Below are 25,009 nucleotides of genomic sequence, written 5' to 3'. Positions count from 1 at the left end.
AAAGACGCGGATTATGGCAAGAAAGGCCCGCCCGCTGGCCGATCGATTCGACATATCGACATAGCCAATGCGGCTAAGCGCCGCGTGTTGGCTCCTGTAGCATCGCTCGTCCTGTAAAACCTCAAGCAGTGGTTCTCATGTTCTCGTTTGGCAAGTCGGCAGTTCGTGGTGCGCTCGCAGCGGCGTTCATCCTGGGTCATCCTGCATATGCAGGCCCGCAAGACAACACCGCCGTCGTGGCGCTGACGGAAGAAATGCCCAGCTTCGACGCGTACTTAAGCACGGCGCGCGAAGGCATCGTGGCATCGCGCCAGCTATACGACACGCTGATCGAACGCAATTTGGCCACGGGCGAGTACGAGCCGTCGCTGGCCACCGCGTGGCGCCGCATTGACGACAAGACGTGGGAATTCGACTTGCGCCAAGGCGTCACGTTCCACAACGGCGACGCCTTTACGGCGGACGACGTGGTCTTCACCTTGCAGTACTACGCCCGCCCGGAATCGGGTGCGCGCTCGGCTAACTGGCTGGACTGGATCGCCAGCGTGCAAAAGGTGGATGACCACAAGGTGCGTATTACGTCCAAAGCGCCCTTTCCCGCGGCGTTGGAATTCGTATCGGGGTCGCTGGCGATTTTCCCCAAGGCCTATTTCGAAAAGGTCGGCCAGCAGGCGTTTGGCAAGCAGCCGGTAGGCACCGGCCCCTTCAAGCTTGCCACCGCGCGCGGCAACGAATATGTGTTGGAGAAGAACAAGGCCTATTTCGGCGGCGCCAAGGGCGTGGCGAAACTGGACCGCGTGACGGTGCGCGTCATCCCCGATGAAGCCACGCGCATCGCCGAAGTCATCGGCGGCAGCGTGGACTGGACGTGGAACCTGTCCGCTGACCAGATTCCCGCCTTGCAGGCCGTGCCGACGATCCAGGCGCAATTCGGTTCCACGCTGACCATCGCCACCATCCTGCTGGATGCCCGCGGCCGCGCCAGCGGCGAGAACAGCCCCTTGAAAGACCTGCGCGTGCGCCAGGCCATCAACCACGCCATTGACCGCAAGAAGATTGTGGAAACGCTGCTGGGCGGCGAAGGCAAGCAGCTGGCCACGCTATGCCATCCACTGCAATTCGGTTGCGACGAAGCGGCCGCCGTGGTCTATGACTACAACCCGGCGCGTGCGCGCGAGCTGCTGGCTGCGGCCGGCTACCCCAAGGGCTTCAAGGTCAGCCTGTCGTCATTCCGTGACCGTCCGCGCGCCGAAGCCGTGAAGGCCTACCTGGCTGCGGTGGGTATCGACGCGAATCTAGAAATGCTGCAATCGCGCGCCAGCTTCAGCAAGTGGCGGGAAGGCAAGCTGGACCTATGGTATGGCGACTGGGGCTCGTCGTCGATGTTCGATACGTCGGCATCGCTGTCGGCTTTCTTCAACTTCAGCCCGCAAGACGGTTTCCACGACGCCGAACTGCGCGACATTCTTCAACGCGCCGACAACGCCATCGACGAAAAAACGCGCCGCGCGGAATACTCGCACGCCATCAAGCTGGCCGCCGAAAGCGCCTACTTTGTGCCGATGCACACCATCGTGGTGGGCTACGCCACCGACAAGCGTCTGAGCTACCAGCCCTCGCCCGACGGCATCCCGCGTTTTTATCAGCTGGGCTGGGCCGCCAAGTAAACCGCCATGCTCTCTTTGCTTTTGCGGCGCGCCGGCCTGGGGCTGATGGTGGCGCTGACGGTTTCCCTGTTGTGCTTCGTGTTGTCGAACGTGGCGGTGGACCCCGCGCTCGCGCTGGCGGGCGACAGCGCCACCGAAGCTGACCTGCAAGCGCTGCGTGTGCGCTATGCGCTGGACCGGCCGCTGCCCGAACGCTACGCCGCGTATCTGGGGCGGCTGCTGGCGGGCGACCTGGGCACATCGCAACTAACGGGCGAACCCGTGTCGCGCATGTTGGCCGACCGCGTGGGCGTCACCGCCTTACTGGCGCTGACCGCCATTCTGGTGGCGCTGGCGGTGGCGGTGCCGGCGGGCGTGATGGCCGCCGCCCATCGCGGCGGCTGGACGGACCGCATCGTGTCGTTCGTGACCGCCGTGGTGCAGGCCATGCCCAGCTTCTGGGCGGCGCTGCTGCTGATCATCTTCTTTGGCGTGAAGCTGCGCTGGCTGCCGATTTCGGGCAGCGGCACGTTGGCCCATTACGTCATGCCCACCGTTGCGCTCAGCCTGTATGCGCTGCCCGCGTTAACGCGCCTGACCCGCAGCGGCATGGTGCAGGCGCTGGAATCCGACTACATCCGCACCGCGCGCGCCATGGGCCTGCCCACGCGCGTCATCCTGTTCAAGAGCGCGCTGCGCAACGCACTGCTGCCCGTCGTGTCGCTGGGCGCGGTGCAGTTCGGTTTCATGCTGGGCGGCTCCATCGTCATTGAGTCCATCTTCGCCATCCACGGCATCGGTTATCTGGCGTGGCAGTCGATGATCCGCGCCGACATGCCTGTCATTCAGGCCGTCGTCCTGATGATTTCACTGACTTATATCGTGCTGACCTTCCTGTCTGATGTTCTCAACACCCTGCTCGACCCGCGGCTGAAGCGGGCGGCATCATGATGCGCCGCCGCCTGGGGTTTTATTGCGGCCTGAGCATCATTGCCGCGCTGGCGCTGATTGCGGTGTTCGGGCCGATGCTGCTGCCGAACGATCCGTTCACGCAATCGCTTGGGCAGCGCCTGGCGCAGCCGTTCTGGCACGACAAGACCCTGCCCGCGCACTGGTTGGGCACGGATCAGCTGGGCCGTGATTATCTGGCGCGGCTGGTCTATGGCGCCCGGATCTCGCTGGCGATTGGGTTTGCCGTGGTGCTGGTGTCGGGATTCATCGGCATCAGCTTAGGACTCATCGCAGGCTATGCGGGCGGCGTGGCCGATGCCGTCATCAGCTTCATCATCAACACGCGCATCAGCATGCCCATCGTGCTGGCGGCGCTGGCCATCGTGTCGGTGACGGGCAATTCGCTGACCACCGTGATTCTGGTGCTGGGCCTGTTGCTGTGGGATCACTTTGCGGTGGTGGCGCGCAGCGCCGCCATGCAATTGCGCAACGCCGACTACGTGACGGCCGCGCGCGCCATGGGGTGCACGCACTGGCACATCCTGGTGCGCGAAATTCTGCCGAACATCCGCGGGCCGCTGCTGGTGATCGCCACCGTTGAAATGGCGCACGCCATTCTGGTGGAAGCCGCGCTGTCCTTTCTGGGGCTGGGCGTGCCGGCCCCCTATCCATCGTGGGGGCTGATGCTGTCCGAAGCCAAGTCATTCATGTTCTTCAGCCCCTGGCTGATCGCGCTGCCGGGCGCGGCGCTATTACTGCTGGTGCTGGGCATCAACCTGACGGGCGACGGCCTGCGCACGCGGCGGGAATCATGATGGCGGCTTCCGGCCTGACGCCCGTGCTGGATGTGCTGGATTTGCGCATTGCGATACCCACCCGTGCGGGGCTGCTGCAAGCGGTACGCGGCATTGACCTGCGTATTGCGCGCGGCGCCACGCTGGGCCTGGTTGGCGAAAGCGGCTGCGGCAAATCGCTGACGGCGTTGAGCCTGCTGCGGCTGCTGCCGCGCGGCGCGCGCATCGACGCCCAACGCATGACGTTCGATGGCGTAGACCTGCTCACCGCCCGCGACCGCCAGATGAATGCGTTGCGCGGGAACCGCATCGCCATGGTGTTCCAGGAACCCATGACGGCGCTGAACCCCACGTTCACCATCGGCCAACAGCTGATGACCGTGTACCGCAGCCATCGCGCGGATGGCGCGGCGGCGGCGCGGGCACGTGCGCTGCATCTGCTGGACCGCGTCGGCATTGCGAATGGCCCGGCGCGCCTGAATCAATATCCGCATGAACTCTCTGGCGGCATGCGCCAACGCGTTCTGATCGCGATGGCCTTGATGTGCGAGCCGGAACTGATCATCGCCGACGAACCCACAACCGCGCTGGACGTCACCATCCAGAAGCAGATTCTGGAATTGCTGAAGACGCTGCAACAGGAAATGGGCCTGGCCGTGTTGCTGATTACGCACGACCTGGGCGTGGTGTCGCATTACACCGACGATGTGTCGGTGATGTATGCCGGCCAGATCGTGGAAGCCGGCCCCACGGCCCAGGTGCTGTCGGCCCCCGCGCATCCGTACACGCAAGGCCTGCTGGGCAGCATTCCGCAAGTGACGCGGCGGGTCTCGTCCGAACGCCTGGCCATCATTCCCGGTGTGGTGCCGGCCCTGACGCAAACGCCCGACGCCTGCGTGTTCGCGCCCCGCTGCCGCCACGCCGCCGACATCTGCGCCGGCCCGCCGCCCTTGCTGACCGCTTACGGCAGCCAGCGCCTGCGCCGCTGCCATGCTCCCTTTGAGGCGCGCCCATGACTACCGTTGCTCTGGTTCAGGCCGACGCCCTGACACGCCGCTACACGCGCCGCACCGCGTTCTGGAAACCGGCCGACGTGCACACCGCGCTGGATGCGGTGTCCGTCCACATCAATGCCGGTGAAGCCGTCGGCATTGTGGGGGAATCCGGGTCGGGAAAAAGTACGCTGGCAAAACTGTTGCTGGGGCTGGACTCGCCCAGCGCCGGCGCCGTGCAATTGGGCGGCAAGCCGATTGCCGGGTTGTCCCGGCAACAGATCGCCGGCATTGTGCAGCCGGTGTTTCAGGACCCGTACGGGTCGCTCAACCCCAGCTACACGGTCGAACGCCTGCTCGCCCTGCCCTTGCGTTTGCGCGCGGGCCGGGGCGATGCCGTGAACATCGCCACCGAAACCACCCGGCTGCTGGATCAAGTGGGCCTGCCTGCCCGCACCCGTGGGGCGTATCCGCATGCGCTGTCGGGCGGCCAGCGCCAACGCGTGGCCATCGCGCGCGCACTGGCGCTGCGCCCGCCGCTGCTGATTTGCGATGAACCCACATCGGCGCTGGACGTATCGGTGCAGGCGCAGATTCTGAACCTGCTGCAAGACTTGCGGCAGGAGCTGGGCCTGGCCTTGCTGTTGATCAGCCACAACCTGGGCGTGGTCGGCCATATGGTTGACCGGCTGTACGTGCTGCAACAAGGCAAGGTGGTGGAAGCCGGCACGACGGCGCAGGTGTTCGACGCGCCGCAACACCCGTATACGCAGCGGCTGTTTGCGTCGGTGCTTGAGGTGAAGCTACCGGGGCAACGCCGCGCAGTGTAGATGCAGCGCATAGCTGAGCAAGTCCGCCGCATAGCAGTCGCACGCCGCCACTTCCAGCCCCACCCGGTCCAGGATGGCGATGTTTCCACGGTGATAGGCGATCAGCTTGCGCTGCTGCAAAGCCGAGGCGGCCACCGTCACGCCCACCCGGCGCACGCCCAGCATGTGCGCCAGATACTCGTGCGTCAGGTGGAAGTGGTCGGCATGCGCCCGGTCTTGCGTCATCAGCAGCCAACGCGCCAGCCGGCCCTCGACCAGATGGGAATGCATGCAGGCCGCGGCCTGGGCCAGCTGCTGCAACGTCACCCCGGTGTACCGGTTGATCAATTCACGCAACGCGTGGCTGGCGGCCATTTCGTGCCGGAAGCGATCCGATGGCATCCGCAACGCCGCGCCCCCGCCCTGCACCACCGCGCGCAGCTGCGAAACATTGATCCCCAAGGCCACGTCTACGCTCCACATGCCCTCGTTGCCGATGAGGCCCACTTCCAACGCCACGCCGCGCTTGGGCGGCAGAATCAGCGAGATATAACTGCCGGCGGGGAAATACACATCCGCCATCTGTCCGCCGGGCTGCAACAGGCATTGGCCAAATTCCAGCTCAACGCGGTCGAAGCGGTCCAGCAACGGCGCGCGTTCGGCCTCCGGCAAGGCGTTGAGCAGCCGGTTGGACACATCGTCGCGCATAGGATGGGGGTGCGGCACGTTCGGCTCCAGGTTCCGGATTCCAGTACAGCCCGCCGCGCATCACGCCGGCGCTTGGCCAAGCAGGCGTTCGTATTCGTGGCGGACCACCGTATAGCACTCGCACACGCGCGCCTCCAGGCCGGGCCGGTCGGTGACCGCGATGTGGCCTCGCCGGTAGCGGATCAAGCCGGCCTCCTGCAAATGCCCGGCGGCTTCGGTGACGCCTTCGCGGCGCACGCCCAGCATGTTGGCGATCAGTTCCTGCGTCATGATGATTTCGTTTGAACGCAGCCGGTCCAGGCTCAGCAGCAGCCAGCGGCAAAGCTGCTGGTCCAGCGAGTGGTGCCGGTTGCACACCGCGGTTTGCGCCATCTGCGTCAACAGCGCCTGCGTGTAGCGCAACAGCAGATGCTGCATGGGGCCGCCGCGGTAGAACTCCTCTTTCAGCACCTGGCCCTTCAATTGGTAAGCCGAGCCCGCGCTTTGCACGATGGCGCGGCTGGGCGTGGTTTCGCCGCCCATGAACAACGAGATGCCGACGATGCCTTCGTTGCCGACCACGGCAATTTCGGTGGACGCGCCGTCTTCCATCACGCACAACAGCGACACGATGCAGTCGATGGGAAAGCAGACATGCCGCATGCGGCCGCCGGGTTCGTACAACGCCTTGCCCAGCGGCATGGCGACACGCTCAAGCTGCGGGAAGAGACGTTCCATTTCATCAGGCGGCAACGCCGCCAGCAGGCGATTCTGGGTGGGATGGTGGGCTTCAGGCATGATGGCTCCCTGCAACAAGCCGCATTGCAGCGCCCCGATGTGCTGGGAACGCAATCCGAAGGGGCTCCGATAGGCCTTACCCGCTCGGCAGGGGTAATCGGCAAGCGCTATGTGCGCTACCGAACGGAGTCATCCCAGGGTAGCGCACTCTGGGCCGGTCAACCCTTGCCATTCCTTTAGCCAAGACGGGCATCCAGGGTTTTCCGCATCAGCGTGCGAGTGGAGCTGTCGTGGTTTTGCATGCCGGTGGTGCCCGCCTCCAGTTCCTGAACGATGCGCAGGGCCAGCGTCTTGCCCAACTCCACCCCCCATTGGTCGAACGAATCAATATTCCAGATGACGCCTTGGGTGTAGGCGCTGTGCTCATACAGCGCCACCAGCGCGCCCAGCGTGTGCGGGGTCAGGCGCTTGGCCAGAAAGGTATTGCTGGGGCGGTTGCCGGCCACGTGGCGGTGCGCCACCGCCGCTGTCGGTTTGCCGCCTTCGGCCAGCGGCTGGCCGAAAGCCAGGGCTTCCGCCTGCGCAAACATATTGGCCAGCAACGCGTCATGCTGCCGGGGCGGGGCCTCAAGCGGCGTCAGAAATCCGATGAAGTCACACGGCACGCACTGGCTGCCCTGATGCAGCAGCTGGTGAAACGAATGCTGGCCGTTCGTGCCGCTTGCCCCCCAATACACCGGGCTGGTATGGCCCGCCGCATCGGCCCCGTCCTGGGTCACGGATTTGCCGTTGCTCTCCATCATCAATTGCTGCACGTACGCGGGAAATCGGCGCAGATAGTGGTCGTAAGGCAAGATGGCGACGGTTCTGGCGCGCAGGAAATTGTTGTTCCACACGCTCAGCAGTGCGTGCATGACGGGCAGGTTCCGCGCAAGCGGCGTGCGGTGAAAGTGGGTGTCCATCTGATGGCAGCCGGCCAGCATGTCGTCAAAGCCGTCCGGCCCAATCGCCACCATCAGCGTCAGGCCCATCGCCGAGCACAGGGAAAAGCGTCCGTTGACCCAATCCCAGATCTCAAACACCCGGTCTGGCGCCATCCCATCCTGCATGGCCGCATCCGGGTTGCCGGTCACCGCCAGGAAGTGGGCCGCCACGGCGACATCGTCTTCCATGCTTGCGCGGCACCAGGCGCGCGCGGCGGCCGCGTTGTAGCGCGTTTCCGCGGTATGCCACGACTTCGAACACACGATGAACAGGGTTTCACGCGCGTCCAGATCGTGCGTGGCCTGCTGGAAATCCGCGCCGTCCATGTTGGACACGAAGCGGATACGCAGGCCGGGCTGCGCATAGTGTTGCAATGCGGCGCACGCCATCTCGACGCCAATGGCCGACCCGCCTATGCCCACGTTGACAACGTTACGGATGGGTTGACCCGTGCCGCCCAGGCAGGCGCCTGCCCGCAGCGCATTGGCCCACTCGGCCATGCGGTGGCGCACCCGCAGCACGGCGGGCGTCACGTCTTGGCCATCCACCCGCACAGGGGCGCCCGCCGGCAGGCGCAACGCGGTATGCAGCGCGGGCCGCCGTTCACTGATATTGATGGGCTCGCCGTTGAACATGGCGTCAACCCGCGACTGCACACCGCGTTCGCGGGCCAGGTCCACCAGCAAGGCCAGGGTGTCAGGCGTGACGCGCTGCTTGGCGTAGTCCAGATACCATCCGGCCGCCTCCAACGTCAGCCGTTCGCCGCGGCCCGCGTCCTCGTGGAACAAGCTGCGCAATGGCGTCGCGCGCATCGCGTCGGCATGAGCCGCCAGCGCCTGCCACGCCGGGCTCGCGGGCAAGGCCGCAGCGTCTTCGTGGCCCGCCGATGCTTGTCTGTCCATGCCCATCGCCCCTCCCATCTGCCCGCCAGCGTCGCGACGTTGCGCCACGCCATGCAGGGGGTTTGGCTCGGTTATGTCACACGCCGCACACGCCGTCCGTGCGGTAGCGCACAGAGCTTGCGCGCGCGCATGGTCAATCTATGTGGGGGACACCGCCCGCCCGGGCGACGCCCTGCCCTGACGGATCACCCATGGCCACGCGTCGATGAAACCCATAGATTGGCCCTCGCTAGAGGCCGCCCCCGAATGGATAGACCTGTTCGCCCGCAGCAAGCCCACGCTTAGCGCGGCCAAGAGCGAGCCGCCGTTGCGCGCGGAACTGTTCAACGCGGCGCAAATGGAAGCGCACGGCATCGCGTTGGCCCACGTTCACGTGCTGGGCGCATCCGGCGCGCATGACCCGCTGCTGCCGCGCTTGACCGAAAACCACACCTTATTAGGCGAGGCCTGCGCGCTGCTGATGGAATCCATGCAGCAAAGCCGCCAGATCACGCCCGCCGACGAATGGTTGCTGGACAACTTCTACCTGATCGAAGAGCAGATCCGGCTGGCCAAGCGCCATCTGCCCAAGGGCTACAGCCGCAGCCTGCCCAAGCTGTCAGCGGGGCCGTCGCAAGGCCTGCCGCGCGCCTACGACATTGCGTTGGAGATGATTTCGCATAGCGATGCGCGCATCGATGCCGCGGGCATCAACGCATTCGTCAGTGCGTATCAGACGGTGGCGCCCTTGCAGCTGGGCGAACTCTGGGCCATTCCCATCATGATGCGGCTGGCGCTGATCGAGAACCTGCGCCGCGTGGCTATCCGCCTGGCCTACGCCAACATGAACCGCGGGCTGGCCGATACCTGGGCCAACGCCATGCGCAAGGCGGTTGAAGACGACCCCACGAGCCTGATCCTGGTCATTGCCAACATGGCGAGCTCGAATCCGCCCATCGACGGCGCTTTCGTGGCCGAACTGGCCCGGCGCTTGCAGGGACACGGCCCGGCGCTGGCGCTGCCCTTGACGTGGTTCGAGCAGCGCCTGGCGCAGTCGAACCTGACCATCGAACACATGGTGGTGGCCGAAAACCAGCAACAGGCGGCGGACCAGGTCTCCATCAGCAACAGCATCGGCAGCCTGCGCGCGCTATCGACGACAAACTGGAACGAGTTTGTCGAAGACGTGAGCCTGGTCGAGCGCACGCTGCGCCAGGACCCCGCCGGCGTCTACGCGGACATGGACTTCGCCACGCGGGACCGCTACCGCCACCGCGTCGAGCGCCTGTCTCTGAACTCGCCGCATACCGAGATCGGCATCGCCGAGATGGCGATTGCGATGGCGTCGGCAGCCGCCAGTGACCCCAGCCCCGACGCCGATCCGCGCCGCGGGCACGTCGGCTTCTACCTGATTGATCAGGGCCAGAGCGAGCTTGTGCAACGCGCATCCGTCAGACAGAGCCTGAGCGCGCAGTTGGCGCGCCTGTCTCCGTCCACCGCGCTGGCCGGCTACGCGGGCGCCATCGTCTTGCTTACCGCTGCCGCCAGCGCCGTCTTGGTGGGCATTGCCCACGCGGCGGGGGCCGGCCCGTGGGTGTTGGCGGCGCTTGCCGTGTTGTCGGTGGTGGCCACAAGCCATCTGGCCGTGGCCATCGTCAATTGGTCGCTGACGTGGCTGGTGCGGCCGCTGCGGCTGCCGCGCATGGACTACGCCAAACGCATCCCGAACGATGCGCGTTGCCTGATTGCGGTGCCGTCCATGCTGATCGAACCGGACGACGGCGAACAACTGAGCGAAGCGCTGGAGATCCGCTTTCTGGCCAACCCCGGAGACAATCTCAGTTTTTGCCTGCTGACGGATTTCGCTGACGCGCAAACGGAACACCTCCCCGCCGATGCGTTGCTGCTGGAACGCGCCAAAGCGCATATCCAGGGGCTGAACCACAAGTACCGCCATTTGGGCCGCAGCCCGTTCTATCTGCTGCATCGGCCCCGCCGCTGGAATGCGCGTGAACAGGTTTGGATGGGCCGTGAGCGCAAGCGCGGCAAGCTTGCCGACTTGAACGGGTTGCTGCGCGGTCAGGGCGAAGGTGCGTTTTCCTGCTTGGTGGGCGATCTGGCCTGGCTGCCCAGCGTGCGGTACGTCATTACGCTGGACACCGATACCGATCTGCCCCGCGAAAGCGCGTGGAAGCTGGTGGGCACGATGGCGCACCCGCTGAATCAGCCCCGGTTCGATGCGGCCCAGCAACGGGTGACGCGCGGCTACGGCATCCTGCAACCGCGTGTGGCGGTGCGCCTGGCCGACCTGAGCGGCTCCGCGTATGCACGCCTGCATGGCGGCGACGCCGGGATTGATCCGTACACGAACACGGTGTCCGACGTCTATCAGGACATCTTCAAGGAAGGCTCCTTCATCGGTAAGGGCATCTATGAAGTGGACGCATTCGAAGCCGCGCTGAAAGACCGCTTCCCCGACAACCGGGTGCTAAGCCATGACCTGCTTGAAGGCTGCTACGCGCGCTCGGGTTTGCTCAGTGATGTGCAACTGTTTGAAGGCCACCCGGCGCGCTACGCGTCGGATGTCAGCCGCCGCCACCGCTGGATACGCGGCGACTGGCAACTGCTGGGCTGGCTGTTTGGCCGCCCGCCCAGCACGCCGGGCGCACCGGTCAGCCAGCCGCTGCCGTGGCTCGCGCGCTGCAAGATACTGGACAACCTGCGCCGCAGCCTTGTCCCGCTTTGTCTGGTGCTGCTGATGGCGCTGGGCTGGACGCTGCTGCCTTACCCCTGGTTGTGGACCACCGCCAGCCTGATGGTGCTGTTTCTGCCGGGCTTGTTCGCGTCCGCCCTGGGCGCGGTGCGTAAAGAAGAAGACGTGGTGCTGGCGCAGCATCTGGCCGGGTGGGCGCCCTCCATCTTGCAGCAGCTTGCGCGCACGGCCTTCGCGCTGGCCTGCCTGGCGCACGAGGCGCTGTACAGCCTGGACGCCATTTTGCGCACCCTGTACCGGCTTACGGTGTCGGGCCGGCGCCTGCTGGAATGGAAGCCGTCCAGCGTCACCAACCGCGAAGGCACAACGCGGGCGGGCCCTCTGCTGTTGTCCGTCTGGGGTTCGCCGCTGCTGGCGCTGGCGATCGGTGCGTGCGTCATGCGCTGGAATCCGTCCGCCTGGCCTGCCGCGCTGCCAGTGCTGGCGCTGTGGGCGCTGCTGCCGCTGATCGCCGCGCGCCTGAGCCGCCCGCCTGCGGTGGCGAAAGTGGTGTTGGCGCCCGCACAGGAACAATTCCTGCGGCGCTTGGCGCGCAAGACCTGGGCGTTCTTTGACGGCCACGGCGGCGCGGAAGACCACTGGCTGATCCCCGACAACATCCAGGACCGCCCCACGCCCACCACCGCGCACCGCACGTCGCCCACCAACCTGGGCTTGGCGCTGCTGGCCAACCTGTCCGCCTACGACTTCGGCTACCTGCAAGCCAGCCGCCTGCTTGAACGCACGCAGGCGACGCTGGGCACCATGGGAACGCTGGAACGGTATCTGGGCCACTTCTACAACTGGTACGACACGCTGACGCTCAAACCGCTGCACCCGCTATATATCTCGACGGTAGACAGCGGCAACCTGTCGGGTCACCTGCTGACGCTGCGGCCGGGGCTGCTGGCGCTGGCCCAGGCGCCCATTCTGCATCCGCGCACTTTCGACGGCCTGGCCGATGCGCTGGGTGTGCTGCGTGAGCATGTCGCCGCCACCGGCCACGCGCCGTTGGACCGGATGGATCAGGTCTTGAAGGGCCTGCACGGCTCAAAGACATTGACCGAAGCCAAACATGGCATCGCGCATGTGCGGGAACTGGCCTATGCGCTGCTAGACGGTTACGCCGGCCCGGCGCATGCCGAGGCCCTGTGGCACTGTCAGGCGCTGCTGCGCCAATGCGAAGAGGCGCGCGACGAGCTCGCGCTGTTCACGCCATGGCGGGACGCGCCCGCCGGGGTCACGTGGGAAGGCCTGCCCGCATTGCAGCCGATACCCACCTTGCAGCAAGTCGCCGACCAGCGCGCCACCTTGCTGCCCGCGCTGCGAACGCGCCTGGAAGCCGAAGACACGTCCGATGACGAGCGCATCTGGTTGCGGGAAACGGAACAGGCCGTGGCGATGGCGGGCGAACGCGCCGCCGAGCGTTGCGCGGTGCTGGAGCGGCTGGCCGCCACGGTGGCCGAGATGGCGGTGGCGGACTTTGGCTTTCTGTACGACAAGGGCAGCCGCCTGCTGGCCATCGGCTACAACCTGACCGAACGCCGGCGCGACGAAGGCCTGTACGACCTGCTCGCCTCCGAGGCGCGGCTGTGCAGCTTTGTCGCCATCGCCCAAGGCCAGCTGCCGCAAGAAACCTGGTTTGCGCTGGGCCGGCAACTGAACAATTCTCCGGGCGGCCCCGTGCTGCTGTCCTGGAGCGGCTCCATGTTCGAATACCTGATGCCCCGGCTTGTCATGCCGTCTTACCCGCACACCTTGCTGGACCAGACCTGCCAGTCGGCCGTGCGTGCGCAGATCGAATACGGCGACAAGCTCGGCATTCCGTGGGGCATGTCCGAAAGCGCCTACCACCTGTTCGACGCCGCCATGAATTATCAGTACCGGGCATTCGGCGTACCCGGCCTGGGCCTCAAACGCGGCTTGGCCGATGACGTCGTCGTAGCACCCTATGCGTCGATGCTGGCGCTGATGGTGGCGCCCGACGCCGCCTGCCGCAACCTTCAACGATTGGCCAAAGACCAGCTGCTTGGCCGCTATGGCCTGTACGAAGCCGTCGACTACACCGCGCGCCGCCAGCCGCCCGGCAAAAGCAGCACCATCATCCATGCCTACATGGCGCATCACCAGGGCATGGGCTTTCTGTCACTGGCCAGCGTGTTGCTGGGCCGCACGATGCAGGCGCGGTTCGAAGCAGACCCATCGTTTCAGGCCACGATGCTGCTGCTGCAAGAGCGCGTGCCGCGTGCGGCGGCCGCCTACACCAAAGGCGCGGAACTTGCCGTCATCCGCAGCACGCCCGCCGGGCAGAACGAGGTGTCGGTGCGCGTACTGGACACCGCCGACACGCCCATCCCCGAAGTGCAATTGCTGTCCAACGGCCGGTATCACGTCATGGTCACCAACAGCGGCGCGGGCTCCAGCCGCTGGAAAGACCTGGCCGTCACGCGCTGGCGCGAAGACAGCACCTGCGACAACTGGGGCACCTTTTGCTACGTGCGCGACACCGCCAGCGGCAAGCTCTGGTCCACGGCATTTCAGCCCACGCTGACACGGCCCGATCATTACGAAGTCATTTTTTCGGAAGGCCGCGCGGAGTTCAAACGCACCGACCATCAGATCGACACGCACACCGAAATCGTCGTCTCGCCCGAAGACGATATTGAATTGCGCCGCTGCCACCTGACCAACCGCAGCCGCGAAACGCGCACGATCGAAATCACCAGCTATAGCGAAATCGTTATCGCCCCCGCCATGGCCGACGAACTGCACCCCGCCTTCAGCAACCTGTTCGTGCAAACCGAAATCCTGCCAGCCGAGCGCGCCATTCTCAGCACCCGGCGCGCGCGCAGCCCCGCCGACAGCCCGCCGTGGATGTTCCAGCTGCTGGCGATCCATGGCGCAGAGCCGGGCGAGGCATCTTATGAAACGGACCGCGCGGTGTTCCTGGGCCGGGGCCGCTCTGCCGTCAACCCGCAGGCCATGGACGCCGGCGGCCCGCTGTCGGGTAGCGAAGGGCCGGTGCTGGAACCGGTGTCCGCTATCCGGTGCAGCATCACGCTGCTGCCTGAACAAAGCGTCGTCGTCGACTTGGTGCAAGGCGTGGGCGACAGCCGCAGCGCCTGCACCCACTTGATCAGCAAGTATCAAGACCGCCATCTGGCCGACCGCGCGCTTGAACTTGCCTGGACGCACGCCCAGGTGATCGTGCGCCAGCTGAACGCCACCGAGGCGGATGCGCAGTTGTATGCCCGCCTTGCCAACGCCATCGTCTATCAAAACCCCGCGCTGCGTGCCGACGCCGCGACGCTGCTGAAGAACCGCCGCGGGCAATCGGGGCTGTGGGGCTACGCGATCTCGGGCGATCTGCCCATCGTGCTGTTGCGCATCAAAGACCCGGCCAACTTTGAACTGGTGCGCCAGCTGGTGCAGGCGCACGCTTACTGGCGGCAAAAAGGCGTGGCGGTGGACCTGGTGATCTGGAACGAAGACACCGGCACCTACCGCCAAGCCCTGCAAGACCGCATGATGGGCCTGATTTCCGCCGGCGTGGAGTCGCACATCATCGACCGGCCGGGCGGCATTTTTGTACGGCCGGGAGACCAGATCTCGGAAGAAGACCGGACGCTGCTGCTGGCCGTGTCGCGGGTGGCGCTGAGCGATGCGTCAGGGTCCTTGTCGAACCAGGTGAACCGCCTGGCATTGCCCGAAAGCCGTGTGGCGCCGTTGGTGGTTTCGTCGCCGCCCTTGCCGCCCAGCGCTTTCGTGCCGCCAGCCGCCGCCCCCGAAGGCCTGCTGCACGCCAACGGCCTGGGCGGCTTCACGCCCGATGGCGAGGAATACGTCATCACCACATCCGACGACCAGCGCACGCCCGCGCCCTGGGTCAATGTCATCGCCAATGCCCAATTCGGCACCGTGGTGTCGGAAAGCGGCCAGGCCTACAGCTGGAGCGGCAACGCGCATGAATTCCGGCTGACCCCGTGGCGCAACGACGCCGTCACCGACGCCTGCGGCGAAGCCTTTTACTTGCGCGACGAGATCAGCGGCCACGTCTGGTCGGCCGCGCCCTACCCCGCAGGCGGCGCTTCGGCCTATGTCACCCGCCATGGCTTCGGCTACACGGTGTTCGAACACGTGGAAGACGGTATCGAATCCCGGCTGTGCGTGCACGTGGCGCTGGAGGCGCCCGTGAAGTTCTATACCCTGACCGTGCGCAACCGGTCCGGGCGACGCCGCCGCCTGTCGGTCACGGGATATGTGGAATGGGTGCTGGGCGACCTGCGCACCAAATCCGCCATGCACGTCACAACCGAAGTGGATGCCCAGACCGGCGCGCTGTTTGCCCGCAACAGCTTCAACACTGACTTCTCGCGGCACGTGGCGTTCTTCGGCACCCCCAGCACCGCGCGCAGCGTAACCGGCGACCGCAAGGAATTCATCGGCCGCAACGGCACCCTGCGCCACCCGCAGGCGCTACGCCGCAGCCTCTTGTCCGGCCGCACGGGCGCGGGGCTGGACCCCTGCGCCGCCATCCAGGTGCCCGTTACGCTGGAAGACGGCGAAGAGGAACAGGTGCTGTTCCACCTGGGCGCGTCGGCGCAGGGCAAGGAACACGCAAGCGAGCTGGTGCGCCGCTATCGCGAAACCGGCGCCGCGGCCAGCGAACTGCAAGACGTCAGGCAGTACTGGCGCGATACGCTGGGCGTCGTGCGCATCCACACGCCCGACGCCGCCTTGAACACGCTGGCCAACGGCTGGCTGCTCTATCAAACCCTGGCATGCCGCGTGTGGGCGCGCAGCGGGCATTATCAATCGGGTGGCGCGTATGGCTTCCGAGACCAATTGCAAGACGTGATGGCGCTGACGGCCGCACGGCCTGAGCTGACCCGCGAACACCTGCTGCGCAGCGCCGCCCGCCAGTTCGTCCAGGGCGATGTGCTGCATTGGTGGCATCCGCCCTCCAATCGCGGCGTGCGCACGCGCTGCTCCGACGACTACCTGTGGCTGCCGTTCGCCGTCAGCCACTATGTCGACGTGACGGGCGATATGAGCGTGCTGGCCGAAGACGTCGGCTTTATCGAAGGCCGCGCACTGAACCCGGGCGAATCGTCCAACTACGATCTCCCCAAGCCCGCGCGCGAGTCCGCCACGCTATACGCCCATTGCACACGCGCGTTGAACCACGCCTTGAGCCAGTTCGGCATGCACGGTTTGCCCTTGATCGGGTCGTGCGACTGGAACGACGGCATGGACAAGGTCGGCGATGCCGGCCGCGGCGTCAGCGTCTGGCTGGGATTCTTCCTGCATGACACCTTGAACCGCTTTGCCCGCGTGGCCCGCGCGCACGCTGACCTGCCCTTCGCCGCCTATTGCGAATCCGTGGCGCGCCAGTTGGCGCTGGACCTGGAACAAGCCGGCTGGGACGGCCAGTGGTATCGCCGGGCCTATTTCGACGACGGCACGCCGCTGGGATCGGCGCAAAACCCGGAATGCCAGATCGATTCCCTATCGCAAAGCTGGGCGGTGCTGTCGGGCGTGGCGTCCCCCGATCGCGCGCAGTCGGCCATGCAGGCGGTAGCCAACCGGCTGGTGGATGACAAGCTGGGCTTGATCCGGCTGCTGACGCCCGCGTTTGACACCGCCCCGATGAACCCCGGCTATATCCGCGGCTACGTGCCGGGCGTGCGCGAAAACGGCGGGCAGTACACGCACGCCGCGATCTGGACGGCGATGGCCTTCTGCACCTTGCGCGACGAGGCCCGTATCGGGGCGCTGCTGCACATGCTGAACCCCGTCTACCATGCCGACTCGCCGGCCTCTGCCGCCCGCTACAAGGTCGAACCCTATGTCATGGCGGCCGACATTTACACCACGCCCGGCCAGTTGGGCCGGGGGGGCTGGACCTGGTACACCGGGTCGTCCGGGCTGATGTACCGGCTGATCCTCGAATCCGTGCTGGGCATGCGGCTGCGCGAGGGCACGCTCAGCTTCTCGCCTTGCCTGCCCAGCGACTGGAACACCTTCACGCTGCGCTACCGTCATGGCAGTTCGACCTACACCGTGACCGCGCAGCGAGGCGACGGTGAAGGCGAAGGCGATGGCCTGGCGCGCGTGACGCTGGATGGGGTGCTACAGGAAGACGGCATCATCACGCTGCAAGACGATGGCCAAACGCGTCAGGTCAGCATCGATCTGCCCCGCCACCACGCGCGCGTGCTGGCTGAACATGACTAGTGGTTTTCCCTGAAAACCACCGAAAACCGCCACTTCCTGATTCCCAAGCCCCGTTCCGTCCGGTACATTTCGTCCAGTGGCCTGACCACTGGACCATCAGGCAGCCAAACAAAATTCACCGCGTAGCTCCCGCCGCAGAAGACAGCCCCGCCCCGGAACTATTACCCTCTAGGCCCCGAATCCTTCAACGCCTCCCACGATGACTTCCCTTCAGGCCGTAGCCTCGACCCGCCTTTACCGCATGATTGCCGACCAGATCGCCGCGCGCATCAAGGCGGGCGACTTTCCCGCTGGCGGCCGTTTGCCGGCCGAGCGCGAGCTGGCCGAGCAACTGCAAGTGAGCCGGGCGTCGGTGCGCGAGGCCCTGATTGCGCTGGAAATCGAAGGCTATGTGGATGTGCGCGTAGGCACCGGCGTCTTTGTCTGCCCGCCGCGTGAAGACGGCAAGTACCAGGACGCCGCGCAGCCCGCGGCGGCCGACAGCGTCGAAGCCACCGACATCGGCCCCTTCGACCTGCTGGAAACGCGGCTGCTGATCGAACCGGAATGCGCCGCGCTTGCCGCGCAAAAGGCGTCGCCCGCACAGATTGCCGCCATCCGCGCCGCGCACGACGCCATGTCGCTGACCGAATCGCCCAGCGTGCACGACCGCGCTTTCCATAGCGCCATTGGCGCGGCTTGCGGCAACGCGGCGCTGGCGGCGGCCATTTCGCACATCTGGCACCTGAGCACGCTGAGCCCGGTGTTCCACCGGCTGGAAGAACACTTCGTGACCACCAAGGTGTGGATCGAAGCGCAGAAAGAACACGAACGTATCCTCGCGGCCATTGCTGACCGCGATCCCATCCGCGCCCGCCACGCCATGCACGACCACCTGGTCGGCATCCTGGCGCGCTTGCGCGAAGACTTCGGCAACGTTGGGATTCGATGATTTGATGACCCGCTAACAACGATGGCCTGAGGCCCGGGCCTAGCCCTGCCGGATCTGATCCGGCAGGCCCTAACCCGGCGGGCCGCCTCCCCTTACCGACCGTGTGCATGCACCGCCGGCGCGAAAAGCGCTGCTTGCGGCAAGGGGATCGGCTTGTCTGTTGAATTACCCGTAGTCCAAATACTTAAAACATATCAAGGTGAAAACATGCAGCTGACCCGTACCGTGAAACTAGTGAGCGCGGCGCTATTGGCGCTAGGCGCCCATGCCGCCCAGGCCAACAAGGCCGACAACTCCCTCAACATCGCCTTCGACGCGGCCCCCGCCACGCTGGACGCCTACAAGGAATCGGACCGGCCCGGCCTGGCGCTGGCGCGCATGGTCTTCTCGGGGCTGCTGCAAAAGAATCAGGACACGGGCGAGTTCGGCCCGGCCATCGCCACGGGCTACAAGTTCGTGGACGACACCACCATCGAACTGCCCATCCGCCGCGATGTGAAGTTTCACGACGGCTCGCTGCTGACCATTGACGACGTGCTCTACACCTTGAATCTGGTGTCGTCCGACGCCTTCAAGGCCCGCTTCCAGAATCAGGTGGCGTGGATCGCCAAGGCGGAAAAAGCCGGCGACGACACCGTGCGCATCAAGATGAAGACGCCGTACCCGCTGGCGCTGGAAATGCTGTCGGAGAACCTGCCGATCTACCCGCGCAAGTACTACGAAGCCAATCAGTCCGATATGGGCGCCAAGCCCATTGGCACCGGCCCCTACCGCCTGACCGACAGCCAGCCCGGCAGCCGCTACGTCTACGAACGCTTTGACGGCTACTTCGGCGCCAAGCCCGCCGTACAAAAGCTGGTGGTGCGCGTGCTGCCCGACGCCAATACCCAATACGCCGAGCTGCTCTCGGGCGGCCTGGACTGGATCTGGCGCGTGCCGCCGGACGTAGCCAAGCGCATGGAGAAGACGTCGTCCGTCACGGTGAAAAGCAGCAGCATCATGCGCATCAGCTATATCTCGCTGAACCCGCGCATCGACGACGGCAAGTCGCCGCTGGCCAAGCAGGAAGTGCGTCAGGCCATCAACTACGCCATCGACCGCGAAGCCATCCGCCGCGCGCTCGTGGGCGGCGCGTCCAAGGTCATCAACGCGGCCTGCAACCCGGCCCAGTTTGGTTGCTCGGCCGATGTGCAGACCTACAAGTTCGACCCCGCCCGCGCCAAGCAATTGCTGGCCTCTGCTGGCTACCCCAACGGCATTACGCTGGATCTCGTGATCTCGGCGCCGCCGCGCAGCATCCTGGATGCGGCCGCCGCGCAAATGGCGCAGGCCGGCATCAAAGTGAACCTGGTTGAACAGCAATACGGCACCGCCATGACCAACTGGCGCGACGGCAAGATCGCCATGCTGTCGTCCAACTGGGGTTCGTACGGCATTGCGGATGCGGCGCTGTCCACCAGCAACTTCTTCCGCGGCGGCCCGGACGATCAGGCGCGCAACCCCGAAGTCATCAAGTTGCTGGAAGCGGCCGATACGTCGGTGGACCGCGAGCTGCGCGCGAAGAACTACGCCGCCGCGCAGAAGATCGTGGCTGAACAAGCGTACTGGGTGCCGCTGTGGAACCACTCGCTGAACGCCGTGCAGGCCAAGGACCTGAACTTCTCGGTGGACGGCGACGAATTCCCGCGCTTCTACAAGGCCACCTGGAACTGATCCGGGCGGCTCACGCACCTGACGCTGTGCCAGTCTGGTCCGGGCGCGCGAAGCGCCCGGGCGGGATGGCGCGCGCCGGTGCACGCCGACAAAGGTTGACCCATGATGACATTCCTGTTTCGCCGATTGCTGGTCGCCGCCTTGCTGGTGGTGTTCGTGTCGTTGATCAGCTTTTCGCTGGTGTTCGCATCCGGCAACCCGGCCGCGCGCCTGGCCGGTGAAGGCAGCGCGGCAGACGCCGCCCGGCTGTCGCAGCAGCACGGCTTTGACGACCCGATCCTGGTGCAGTACGGCCGCTGGCTGACGGGCGTGGTCCGTGGCGACTTTGGCGACAGCCTGTACTTCAGCCGCCCCGTGGCCGAATTGCTGGGCCAGCATTTCCCCGCCACCGCCAAGCTGGGCCTGGCGGCGATGGCCTTTGCGTTGCTGCTGGCCATTCCGCTGGGCGTGCTGGCGGGCTTGCGCAAAGGCTCGCTGTTGGATCGCGCCACCATGCTGCTGTCGGCCTGCGCGCAAGCCATGCCGCCGTTCTGTCTGGCGTTTCTCTTGATCATCGTGTTCAGCGTGAACCACCAGTGGCTGCCCGCCTCGGGCTTTGACACCTGGAAGCACTACGTGATGCCGGTCGTCGCCTTGGGGCTTTTCGCCATGCCCGCGATGCTGCGGCTGATGAAATCCGAAATGGAAACCGTGCTGGCCACCGACTACATCCGCACCGCCCGCGCCATGGGCCTGGGCGGCGCCAGCGTGGTGCTGAAGTACGCATTGCGCAACGCCTTGCGGCCGTTGGTGTCGCTGGCGGCGGCGCAGATGGGCACCTTGCTGGCCGGCTCCGTCGTCATCGAAACCGTGTTCGCCATCAATGGCGCCGGGCTGCTGGCCTGGACGTCCATCCTGCGCGGCGACTTTCCCACGATGCAGGCGCTGATTCTGATCTTTGCGCTGATCTACATCGTCCTCACCCTGGTTGCCGACCTGATCAACGGTTGGCTGGACCCCCGCGTGCGAGCCGCCACATGAGCACCGTTGCCGCCTCCTCCCCCTCCCCCGCCGCCCCGCGTGGCGACCGTCTGGCGCGCGCCGGCCGCCGCTTTGGTTTGATTATGCTGGCGCTGCTGGTGCTGGCCGGCCTGATCGGCCCGTACCTGATTCCGCACGACCCGTATTCGCAAGACCTGCTCGCGCGCTTGCAAGAACCCGTGTGGGCCGAAGGCGGCGACTGGAACCACATGCTTGGCACCGACCAGCTGGGCCGCGACGTGCTGGCGCGCGCGCTGTACGGCGTACGCGTCTCGGCGCTGATCGGCTTGTCGGTCGCCCTGATGGGCGGGCTGATCGGCACCACGCTGGGCGTTATCGCCGGGTACTTTGGCGGCGCTGTGGACCGCGCCGTGTCGTTCTTGATTACCGCGCGTCTGGCGCTGCCGATCATTCTGGTGGCGCTGGCCGTGGTGTCGGTGGTGGGCGCGTCGCTGACGGTGGTGGTGCTGGTGCTGGGCCTGCTGCTGTGGGAACGCTACGCGCTAGTCGCGCGCACCATGGCGGCGGGTCTGCGCAACGCGGAATTCGTCACGGCGTCGCGGCTGCAAGGCTGCACGCATCTGCAAATCATCTGGCGCGACATTCTGCCGAACCTGGTGGGCAACCTGCTCATCATCGGCACAGTGGATGCCGCCATGGCCATCACGCTGGAAGCCTCGCTGTCGTTCCTGGGCCTGGGCGTGCCGGCGCCAATGCCGTCACTGGGCCTGATGATTGCCGAAGGCAAGGAAAACATGCTGTTCCAGCCGTCGCTGGTCGTCATCCCCAGCATCGTGCTGTTCGTGCTGGTGCTGTGTGTGAACCGGGCGGGCGAAACGCTGCGCGCCATCCAGATGAAAAAGGGCTGACGCCATGACTCCCATCACCACAGCCATCACCCACCCCCTGTTGCGCGTTGAAAACCTGCACATCGACATCCACACCGCCACGCACACCAAGCATGTGGTGCGCGCGGTGGACTTCAGCCTGGAACGCGGCAAGACGCTGTGCATCGTGGGCGAATCGGGTTGCGGAAAGTCGCTGACGGCGCTGGCGCTGCTTGACCTGCTGCCCGCCGCCGCGCGCCGCCGCATGACGCGGCTGGAGTTCGCCGGGCAGGACCTGGCCGCGCTGACCCCGCGCCAACTGGCCGAGCTGCGCGGCGCCCGTATCGCCATGATCTTCCAGGACCCGATGACGTCCTTGAACCCCGTCTTTCAGATTGGCACGCAGCTGATCGACGTGATGCGCCGCCACAAGCGCGTAAGCCGCCGCGCCGCCGCCGAGCGCGCCGAATACCTGCTGCGCCGCGTCGGCATCACGAACCCTGCCGAACGCATGCGCCAGTACCCGTTCGAATTGTCGGGCGGGCTGCGCCAGCGCGTGATGATCGCCATGGCGCTGATGTGCGGCCCCGAACTGCTGATTGCCGACGAACCCACCACCGCCCTGGACGTCACCGTGCAGGCCGAACTGCTGGACCTGCTGCGCGACATTCAGGCGGAGTTCGGGCTGGGCATGGTGTTCATTTCGCACGACATGGGGCTGGTGGCGCGCATCGCCGACCACGTCATCGTCATGTACGCGGGCGACATCGTCGAAGGCGGCAGCGTGGCCGAGGTGCTGGCCCACCCCCGCCACCCGTACACCGCCATGCTGCTGAACTGCATTCCCCAACCCGGCCGCACCGCGCCGCGCACCGAGCTGCCCACCATCGCCGGGGCCGTGCCGTCGCTGGACACCGCCATCCGCGGCTGCGCGTTCCGCGAACGCTGTCCGGTGGCCGAAGCCCGCTGCGCGCAGCCGTTCCCGGCGCGCGTGCAGGGCGAACACCGCTGCCTGTGCGTGAAACCCGGCGCGCTGCGCCTTGGAGCCCCGGCATGAACGCCCCGACCTTATCCGCCAGCATCCGGCTGAACGCGCTGTCTTTTCAATATGGCCGCGCCAGTTTGTTCTCGCGCCGCGCGGCCCCGCGCATCCTGCACGACATCGACCTGCATGTGCCTGCGGGCCAGACCATTGGTCTCGTCGGCGAATCCGGCAGCGGCAAATCCACCATCGCCAAGCTGATGCTTGGGCTGCTCGCGCCCACGCAAGGCGAAGCGCTGCTGGACGGCCAGCCGCTTGCCGCCATGCCGGCGCGCGCCCGCGCCCGCCGCATCCAGATGGTGTTTCAGGACCCGTACTCGTCGCTGAACCCGCGCCGCACCATCAACGAAATCCTGACCGCGCCGCTGCGCGTGCATGGCATGGGCAACGCCGCGTCGCAGGCCGCGGCCGTGCGCCGCATGATGGACGCCGTGGGTCTGGTGCCTGCCTTCGCCACCCGCTATCCGCGCGAACTGTCGGGCGGGCAGCGCCAGCGCGTGGCGATTGCGCGCGCGCTGATGCTGGAACCGCAACTGCTGATCTGCGACGAACCGACCTCCGCGCTGGACGTGTCCGTGCAAGCGCAGATTCTGAACCTGCTGATGGAACTGCAACGCGATCGCGGCCTGGGCTATCTGTTCATCAGCCATAACCTGGCGGTGGTGCAGCACATTGCCGACGACATCGTGGTGCTGCAAGGCGGCCGCATCGTCGAGCGCGGCACGGCGGACCAGGTGTATTTTTCGCCCGTCCACCCGTACACCCGGCAACTGATCGGCGCGACGCTGGCCGTGCCGCAAGCGCAGGAGCTGGCCGCATGACGCCGAACACAACACCACCGGCAACCACAGCAACCACGGCAACAACGACGGCCGGGACGGCGTCGCCGCACTACCTGCTGGTCGGCAACGACGAGAAAGTCACCTGGGACGACGGCCGCATCCGTTTTCTGCCGCCCGGCCACGACACGCTCAGCCTGTTCGACGCCGCCGCCAACCCGGCCGCCCCCGCCTTGGTCGCGACCATCCCGCTGCCCAACTCGCTGTTTGGCCCGCCCGTGAATCTGGCGGTGACGCCGGACCAACGGCTGGCGCTCGTCGCCGATTCCATGGCGTGGCCCGCGCGCGCTGACGGCGCAGGCTGGCAGCCCACGCCCGGCCGCGATCTCTACGTGGTGGACCTGACCGCCACGCCGCCCGCCATCGTGCAAACGCTGCAAGTGGGCTTGCAGCCGTCGGGCCTGTCGATCAACCGTGCCGGCACGCTGGCGCTGGTGGCGAACAAGGCGGGCAAGTCGGTGTCGGTGCTGACGATCCGCCATGGCCGCGTGGAGGTCTGCGGTGAAGTCGACCTGGGCACCGCGCTGGTCGCCGTCTCGTTCGCGGCGGATGGCCGCCGCGCCTTTGCCGTCAAAACCGACACGCATCGGCTCGCCGTGCTGCACATCGATGAAAGCGGCCCCACGCCGCGCGTCACGCATGACCCCGCCGAAGACCTGACGACTGGCCTGGTGCCCTTCAACCTGGTGGTGTCGCCCGACGGCGCGCTGGCGCTGGTGGTGGACATGGGCAGCCCGACGGCGTCCGATGGCCACGCGGATTCGATCAGCGTGGTGGACCTGCAAGCCACGCCGCCGCGCGTGATCGACCGCGTGATGGTGGAAGACGGCCCCGAAGGCATCGCCATCAGCCCCGACGGCCGCCACGCCGCGGTGGCCATCGTGCAAGGCTCGAACAACCCGTCATCCGAATGGTTCCATCACCCCCACGGCCAGATTGTGCTGCTGCGCATCGACGGCAAGCGCGTGACGCGTGCGGGCGCGATCGACGTAGGCGCCTTGCCCGAAGGCATCGCGTTCAGCCCCGACAGCCGCTATCTGTACGTGGGCAATTTCCTGGACGCAACCATGCAGGTGCTGGCCGTGGGAGACAACGGCCTGACCGATACCGGCACGCGCATCGCGCTACCCGGCCACCCCGCATCCATGCGGGCGCAATCCTACTGA

16 protein-coding genes are annotated in these 25,009 nt (G+C 66.2%); 13 read left to right on the top strand and 3 right to left on the bottom strand.

The genetic code is table 11. The features are described 5' to 3' along the window. Positions 1 to 137 precede the first annotated feature (137 nt). The 5 genes from ACFZAI_RS27915 to ACFZAI_RS27895 are packed head-to-tail and all read left to right on the top strand — an operon-like array spanning position 138 to position 5,213. Positions 138 to 1,667, top strand: coding sequence for an ABC transporter substrate-binding protein (locus tag ACFZAI_RS27915; RefSeq protein WP_391570068.1), 1,530 nt, complete (start codon positions 138 to 140; stop codon positions 1,665 to 1,667). Positions 1,668 to 1,673: 6 nt separating this feature from the next. Next, positions 1,674 to 2,597: an ABC transporter permease gene (locus tag ACFZAI_RS27910; protein ID WP_391570067.1), complete on the top strand. Its 924-nt coding sequence runs from the start codon at positions 1,674 to 1,676 to the stop codon at positions 2,595 to 2,597. Continuing rightward, on the top strand, positions 2,594 to 3,412 hold the full coding sequence (locus ACFZAI_RS27905; RefSeq protein WP_391570066.1) for an ABC transporter permease: 819 nt from the start codon (positions 2,594 to 2,596) through the stop codon (positions 3,410 to 3,412). Before ACFZAI_RS27910 ends, ACFZAI_RS27905 begins: the two co-directional genes overlap by 4 nt. Further along, on the top strand, positions 3,409 to 4,407 hold the full coding sequence (locus ACFZAI_RS27900) for an ABC transporter ATP-binding protein (RefSeq protein ID WP_391570065.1): 999 nt from the start codon (positions 3,409 to 3,411) through the stop codon (positions 4,405 to 4,407). Before ACFZAI_RS27905 ends, ACFZAI_RS27900 begins: the two co-directional genes overlap by 4 nt. After that, positions 4,404 to 5,213 (top strand): ABC transporter ATP-binding protein, encoded by an 810-nt coding sequence (locus tag ACFZAI_RS27895; protein WP_391570063.1) that lies wholly within the window; start codon positions 4,404 to 4,406, stop codon positions 5,211 to 5,213. The genes ACFZAI_RS27900 and ACFZAI_RS27895 overlap by 4 nt, the downstream gene beginning before the upstream one ends. Here ACFZAI_RS27895 and ACFZAI_RS27890 read toward each other — a convergent pair. The 3 genes from ACFZAI_RS27890 to pgi form a co-directional block, all read right to left on the bottom strand. Beyond that, the gene (locus ACFZAI_RS27890) at positions 5,187 to 5,918 is read right to left on the bottom strand and encodes a Crp/Fnr family transcriptional regulator (RefSeq protein WP_391570062.1); all 732 of its coding nucleotides are present in this window, start codon (positions 5,916 to 5,918) and stop codon (positions 5,187 to 5,189) included. The two genes, ACFZAI_RS27895 and ACFZAI_RS27890, sit on opposite strands and share 27 nt — an antisense overlap. A gap of 42 nt (positions 5,919 to 5,960) precedes the next feature. Continuing rightward, a complete protein-coding gene (locus tag ACFZAI_RS27885) occupies positions 5,961 to 6,677 on the bottom strand; it encodes a Crp/Fnr family transcriptional regulator (RefSeq protein WP_391570061.1) in 717 nt (238 codons plus the stop codon). 176 nt (positions 6,678 to 6,853) lie between these two features. Then, positions 6,854 to 8,503 carry a glucose-6-phosphate isomerase gene (gene pgi, locus ACFZAI_RS27880; protein WP_391570060.1) on the bottom strand — a complete coding sequence of 550 codons (1,650 nt, stop codon included), beginning with the start codon at positions 8,501 to 8,503 and terminating at the stop codon, positions 6,854 to 6,856. A 205-nt stretch (positions 8,504 to 8,708) separates the two neighbouring features. On the opposite strand from pgi, the gene ACFZAI_RS27875 reads away from it, so the two are divergent. From ACFZAI_RS27875 to ACFZAI_RS27840, 8 genes are all read left to right on the top strand, one after another. Further along, the gene (locus ACFZAI_RS27875; RefSeq protein WP_391570058.1) at positions 8,709 to 17,471 is read left to right on the top strand and encodes a GH36-type glycosyl hydrolase domain-containing protein; all 8,763 of its coding nucleotides are present in this window, start codon (positions 8,709 to 8,711) and stop codon (positions 17,469 to 17,471) included. Between the two features lie 199 nt (positions 17,472 to 17,670). Next, a complete protein-coding gene (locus tag ACFZAI_RS27870) occupies positions 17,671 to 18,402 on the top strand; it encodes a FadR/GntR family transcriptional regulator (protein ID WP_391570057.1) in 732 nt (243 codons plus the stop codon). A 207-nt stretch (positions 18,403 to 18,609) separates the two neighbouring features. Beyond that, positions 18,610 to 20,115, top strand: a complete 1,506-nt coding sequence (locus ACFZAI_RS27865; RefSeq protein ID WP_391570056.1) for an ABC transporter substrate-binding protein — start codon at positions 18,610 to 18,612, stop codon at positions 20,113 to 20,115. A 102-nt stretch (positions 20,116 to 20,217) separates the two neighbouring features. Then, positions 20,218 to 21,135 carry an ABC transporter permease gene (locus tag ACFZAI_RS27860; RefSeq protein WP_391570055.1) on the top strand — a complete coding sequence of 306 codons (918 nt, stop codon included), beginning with the start codon at positions 20,218 to 20,220 and terminating at the stop codon, positions 21,133 to 21,135. Next, entirely contained in the window at positions 21,132 to 22,004 is an 873-nt protein-coding gene (locus ACFZAI_RS27855; protein ID WP_391570054.1) for an ABC transporter permease, read from the top strand. The genes ACFZAI_RS27860 and ACFZAI_RS27855 overlap by 4 nt, the downstream gene beginning before the upstream one ends. 4 nt (positions 22,005 to 22,008) lie before the next feature. Then, positions 22,009 to 23,019, top strand: a complete 1,011-nt coding sequence (locus ACFZAI_RS27850; RefSeq protein ID WP_391570052.1) for an ABC transporter ATP-binding protein — start codon at positions 22,009 to 22,011, stop codon at positions 23,017 to 23,019. Beyond that, the gene (locus tag ACFZAI_RS27845) at positions 23,016 to 23,825 is read left to right on the top strand and encodes an ATP-binding cassette domain-containing protein (RefSeq protein ID WP_391570051.1); all 810 of its coding nucleotides are present in this window, start codon (positions 23,016 to 23,018) and stop codon (positions 23,823 to 23,825) included. Before ACFZAI_RS27850 ends, ACFZAI_RS27845 begins: the two co-directional genes overlap by 4 nt. After that, entirely contained in the window at positions 23,822 to 25,009 is a 1,188-nt protein-coding gene (locus ACFZAI_RS27840) for a YncE family protein (protein WP_391570050.1), read from the top strand. Before ACFZAI_RS27845 ends, ACFZAI_RS27840 begins: the two co-directional genes overlap by 4 nt.

The organism is Achromobacter sp. NPDC008082 (assembly GCF_042957345.1).
Lineage (GTDB): Bacteria > Pseudomonadota > Gammaproteobacteria > Burkholderiales > Burkholderiaceae_B > Achromobacter > Achromobacter kerstersii_A.
The sequence above is the reverse complement of the archived record's forward strand: the minus strand, read 5'-3'. Positions and strand labels throughout refer to the sequence as shown.

Coding starts and splice junctions, on each gene's coding strand:
- ACFZAI_RS27915 (WP_391570068.1), top strand. CDS start 138: ATGTTCTCGTTTGGCAAGTCGGCAGTTCGTGGTGCGCTCGCAGCGGCG.
- ACFZAI_RS27910 (WP_391570067.1), top strand. CDS start 1,674: ATGCTCTCTTTGCTTTTGCGGCGCGCCGGCCTGGGGCTGATGGTGGCG.
- ACFZAI_RS27905 (WP_391570066.1), top strand. CDS start 2,594: ATGATGCGCCGCCGCCTGGGGTTTTATTGCGGCCTGAGCATCATTGCC.
- ACFZAI_RS27900 (WP_391570065.1), top strand. CDS start 3,409: ATGATGGCGGCTTCCGGCCTGACGCCCGTGCTGGATGTGCTGGATTTG.
- ACFZAI_RS27895 (WP_391570063.1), top strand. CDS start 4,404: ATGACTACCGTTGCTCTGGTTCAGGCCGACGCCCTGACACGCCGCTAC.
- ACFZAI_RS27885 (WP_391570061.1), bottom strand. CDS start 6,677: ATGCCTGAAGCCCACCATCCCACCCAGAATCGCCTGCTGGCGGCGTTG.
- pgi (WP_391570060.1), bottom strand. CDS start 8,503: ATGGACAGACAAGCATCGGCGGGCCACGAAGACGCTGCGGCCTTGCCC.
- ACFZAI_RS27875 (WP_391570058.1), top strand. CDS start 8,709: ATGAAACCCATAGATTGGCCCTCGCTAGAGGCCGCCCCCGAATGGATA.
- ACFZAI_RS27870 (WP_391570057.1), top strand. CDS start 17,671: ATGACTTCCCTTCAGGCCGTAGCCTCGACCCGCCTTTACCGCATGATT.
- ACFZAI_RS27865 (WP_391570056.1), top strand. CDS start 18,610: ATGCAGCTGACCCGTACCGTGAAACTAGTGAGCGCGGCGCTATTGGCG.
- ACFZAI_RS27860 (WP_391570055.1), top strand. CDS start 20,218: ATGATGACATTCCTGTTTCGCCGATTGCTGGTCGCCGCCTTGCTGGTG.
- ACFZAI_RS27855 (WP_391570054.1), top strand. CDS start 21,132: ATGAGCACCGTTGCCGCCTCCTCCCCCTCCCCCGCCGCCCCGCGTGGC.
- ACFZAI_RS27850 (WP_391570052.1), top strand. CDS start 22,009: ATGACTCCCATCACCACAGCCATCACCCACCCCCTGTTGCGCGTTGAA.
- ACFZAI_RS27845 (WP_391570051.1), top strand. CDS start 23,016: ATGAACGCCCCGACCTTATCCGCCAGCATCCGGCTGAACGCGCTGTCT.
- ACFZAI_RS27840 (WP_391570050.1), top strand. CDS start 23,822: ATGACGCCGAACACAACACCACCGGCAACCACAGCAACCACGGCAACA.